Origin of the sequence: Nostoc cf. edaphicum LEGE 07299, assembly GCF_015207245.1 — a bacterium.
In the GTDB taxonomy this organism is placed as follows: domain Bacteria; phylum Cyanobacteriota; class Cyanobacteriia; order Cyanobacteriales; family Nostocaceae; genus Nostoc; species Nostoc edaphicum_B.
Genome location: NZ_JADEXF010000513.1, coordinates 1 through 4,153, shown reverse-complemented (window position 1 = coordinate 4,153; position 4,153 = coordinate 1). Strand labels below are relative to the sequence as shown.

The window sequence follows — 4,153 nt, the reverse complement described above, 5'->3', positions numbered from 1 at the left end:
TTTTAACCGAGCCATATCACGCAACGGTGGTGCGCCGAACAAGCGACTGTATTCACGGCTGAACTGTGAGGGGCTTTCATAACCCACATAATGACTAGCTGTCGCCGCATCCATACCTTGCCCCAGCATCAGACGACGGGCTTGTTGAAGCCTAAGTTGTTTTTGATATTGCAAAGGACTCATGGTGGTGACTGACTTGAAGTGATGATGAAGAGACGAGGGACTCATGTGCGCTTCACGAGCGATCGTATCAATCCGAAATGGTTTTTCGTAGTTCCATTTCAGCCAGTTGATCGCTCTGCTAATTGCTTGGAGTTGTTTATCGACTAAAGCAATCTGTCGCAATCTAGCACTGTGTTCGCCAGATAACAAACGGTAGAGAATTTCTCGGACAATCAAAGGTGCAAGGATGGCAATATCTTGAGGCGTTTCCAACAATCGTACAAGTCGGATTGCGGCATCAAGCAGTTGCGGGCTAACAGGATTAATAGACAAGCCCGGTTCCGCTGGTTCGTTCGCTGGAGCGTTTAGTTTTGCCTCCATCATCAGTGTGCTGAGTTCTCCCATATCTAAATCGAGCCGAAGACACAGATACGGAACGCTTGGCGTTGCTTCAATCACTTGACCAACAACGGGCAGATCGATGGATACCACCAAATATTGGTCTTGACCATAAACATACAGATTGTCTGCCAACATTACCTGTTTCTTGCCCTGAGCGACGATGCATAGGGCAGGCTCATGCAGGGCATGGAGAGGCGCAGTAGGTTGTAAAGAACGGATCAGGAATAACCGCTCGATCGCTGTGGGATGCATACCATCTCCATTACTGTTCTGTGCAATCAGAGCGGCTAGCTCGGACTGCTGCTTTCTAACAGTCTGTTCCATAATGTCGTTTGAAATCCTTATGAAACTAACATTCAGGGCAGCCGCAATCTCTTCAGCCGCTTAGGTCAGCTTATCTTTTTATGATAAACAATAAAAGAAAATGCAGGATTAGGCAAGAATTTCGCAGGTTCAGATTACCGCATCAAGCTTTGATTCTCTTAGATTAAGAGTGTGCTAGAGAATACAACAACTTGGAGATACGATTTTATGACTACCAACCAACAGAAAGTAGTACTAATTACAGGCGCAAGTAGCGGTATCGGTGAGGCGACAGCACGTCTACTTGCTCGTAAGGGCATCCACGTCATCTTGGGCGCACGACGCACGGAGCGCCTAGAAACCCTCGTGGCTACAATCCGCTCTGAGGGAGGCTCGGCGGAGTATCAGACCCTTGATGTTACTCATCGCGCCGACTTCCAAGCCTTTGTAGAATTTGCTTTGAGCAAATTTGGCCGCATTGATGTCATCGTCAACAATGCAGGCGTTATGCCGCTCTCGAAACTAGAAGTGCTGAAGGTTGATGAATGGGACTGGATGATTGACGTGAACATCCGTGGCGTACTCAATGGCATCGCTGCTGGGCTACCACTGATGAAAGGCCAGGGATTTGGCCAGTTCGTCAACCTGTCCTCCATCGGCGGACACGCTGTCTGGCCAACCTGCGCCGTTTACTCAGCCACTAAGTTTGCGGTATTGGCAATTTCGGAGGGGCTGCGTCAGGAAAATACTGACATTCGCGTTACAGTTATTTCGCCAGGCGTAACGGAGTCAGAACTGGCCGATAGCATTACTGACCCCGAAGCTGGCAAATTTATACAGGAATTACGTAAGATTGCGCTTCCGGCTGAAGCGATCGCCAGAGCGATCGCCTTTGCAATCGAGCAACCGGATGACGTTGATGTGAATGAGATGATCGTGCGTCCTACAGCCAGCGTATAGTTACGCAAAGATGCGGAGAATTTTCAACCTAAGCTAGCAGTAAAATAACTGAGAACCGCTATATGACTACCCAAAATAAAATTCAACCTCGCCAACTTGGTTCTAATGGTCTAAATATTTTCCCCTTGGCTCTCGGATGTATGGGTATGTCCGGTATGTACGGCGCAGCAGACGAAAACGAAAGCATTGCAACTATCCAAGCAGCTCTCGATGGCGGGATTACATTACTGGATACTGGCGATTTCTATGGCAGCGGACACAATGAGATACTAATTGGTCGAGCAATCAAGGATCGTCGAGACAAAGCACTGGTTTCGGTGAAATTCGGCGCTTTACGTACTCCCGATGGCGGATGGATTGGTATAGATTCGCGTCCCGCTTCGGTGAAAAACTTTGTCGCTTATAGTCTGACGCGATTGGGAGTAGACCACATTGACATCTACCGCCCGGCTCGATTAGACCCGCAAGTTCCCATTGAAGACACTATCGGCGCGATCGCCGAGCTTGTCACGGCTGGCTACGTCCGACATATCGGGCTATCGGAAATGGGAGCGGGCACTATCCGCCGCGCCCACGCCATTCACCCCATCAGTGACCTACAAATCGAGTACTCCCTGATTAGCCGTAGTCCTGAGAGCGAGATTTTTCCTGTACTGGAAGAACTTGGTATTGGCGTGACTGCCTATGGTGTGCTATCACGAGGACTCTTAAGTGGCTCCACTCCAGCCACACAGGGAGACTTCCGTGCCTACTTACCACGCTTCAGTAAAGAAAACCTTGCTCAGAATCAACGCCCGATCGAAGAACTAAAGCAAATTGCTGCCGAAAAAGGAGTTCTTCCTTCGCAGTTGGCTATTGCTTGGGTACTTGCAAAAGGCAGAAACATTGTGCCAGTCATCGGCGCACGCAAGCGCACCCAACTTTCCGAATCCTTGGCGGCTCTGGATGTGAACCTATCCCCGGAAGACTTAACCCGCATTGAAGCAGCAATTCCCGCATCTGCGATCGCAGGCACTCGTTATGATGAACATCAAATGCAAATGTTGGACAGCGAACGCTAATGCAATTAACAGCGTAAGCAAACTACTAGAGGGTTTGTAGTAAGCAGTTTAGTGTTTAGAAAATAAGGACTAAAGCCCTTACTACGAGCTTGTACTTATTTTTCAGCTAGAATTGCGTAAACTTCCCGTTTAACTTGCTCTAAAAGCTCGCGCACCCGATTTATCCGCTCCATATTGCCACTACGAGCAACCTGCACCACCGCAGCAGCTAACTCTGTGGCGGCATTTCGCAACTCAATAAACTCTTGGGGCTTACCTGTAACAAAACTTTTGAAGGTATCCCAAGGAGTGTCTGAAGGTTCTTGTTGGGCACGTTCTGCCAATAATTGTTTACCCTCATCCGTAATCGTATAAATCCGCTTGCCTCCTTCCTGTGCGCTCTTGAGATAACCACCTTCTTCCAGCAATTGGAGTGTTGGATACACTGAGCCAGGACTGAGGCGACGGAAACCACCATAGCGAGTTTCCATCTCTTTAATCAGGTCGTAACCATGACTAGGATGCTCAGATAACAATTCCAGCAGAATGAACTTGATGTCACCCCGACGAGTCCGGTATTCATCTCCCCAACCACGACCAAACATTTCATTATCAAAGCGTTTGTCATGATGGTTGCCATGTCCAAACCAAGACCTGACAAGCAATGAATCCTCTTCGCTAACTCCCGCCCATGCAGGTGCGCCAAAACGTGACCGAAAATGTCTAAACATAAGTAAATTTCAAATCAACTTTCTCTACTATACGATATATCGCGATATATTCCGATATATCGGAATAGAATTTTGATGAAGATTTGTAACGAAAGCAACTTTGACTAGCCAAGAGTCTGCACTTATTCGAAAAAAGACTCTACCGTTGCAAAAATGCTTAATCTACGGCGTTTAATCGTAGGTTAAGCATTTTTACTTGATTTTGAAGTGATAGGTGTAACAAAGAGTTCACCCCACAGATAAAACCCTGTATCTTTACATAGTTTGATTTTTTCGTGCCAAGTTACTTAATAAGCTAACGCGCCTACATATTGCACTATTTTCCGTGTAGACCGTCATTAGTCATTTTTGTTTACCAAGGACAAATGACAAAGGACAACCTCACCAGTTGATGTGCAATCTTATTTGCGTAACAGCTTACATCTTGTATTTCTAGATAAAATATGTAGAAATACGAGATTTTTTAGTTAATATCTTCTTGAGATCGGTGCTAATTACAGATGTGAATATAAGAATTTATTGCTAGTTAAAATTATTAAAACTAATTTTGTAAAT

Annotated in this window: 4 protein-coding genes; 2 read left to right on the top strand and 2 right to left on the bottom strand. The window is 46.4% G+C overall.

Annotation, left to right across the window (positions count from 1 at the left end):
* On the bottom strand, positions 1–888 hold an 888-nt coding region (locus IQ229_RS15870), incomplete at its 3' end, for an AraC family transcriptional regulator (protein ID WP_194045241.1).
* A gap of 207 nt (positions 889–1,095) precedes the next feature.
* Between IQ229_RS15870 and IQ229_RS15865 the strand changes: the two genes are divergently transcribed.
* Positions 1,096–1,827 carry an SDR family oxidoreductase gene (locus IQ229_RS15865; RefSeq protein WP_194045239.1) on the top strand — a complete coding sequence of 244 codons (732 nt, stop codon included), beginning with the start codon at positions 1,096–1,098 and terminating at the stop codon, positions 1,825–1,827.
* A gap of 62 nt (positions 1,828–1,889) precedes the next feature.
* Entirely contained in the window at positions 1,890–2,888 is a 999-nt protein-coding gene (locus IQ229_RS15860) for an aldo/keto reductase (RefSeq protein WP_194045237.1), read from the top strand.
* Positions 2,889–2,983: 95 nt separating this feature from the next.
* Here IQ229_RS15860 and IQ229_RS15855 read toward each other — a convergent pair whose 3' ends face one another.
* Entirely contained in the window at positions 2,984–3,598 is a 615-nt protein-coding gene (locus IQ229_RS15855; RefSeq protein WP_194045235.1) for a PadR family transcriptional regulator, read from the bottom strand.
* Between the last annotated feature and the right edge of the window lie 555 nt (positions 3,599–4,153).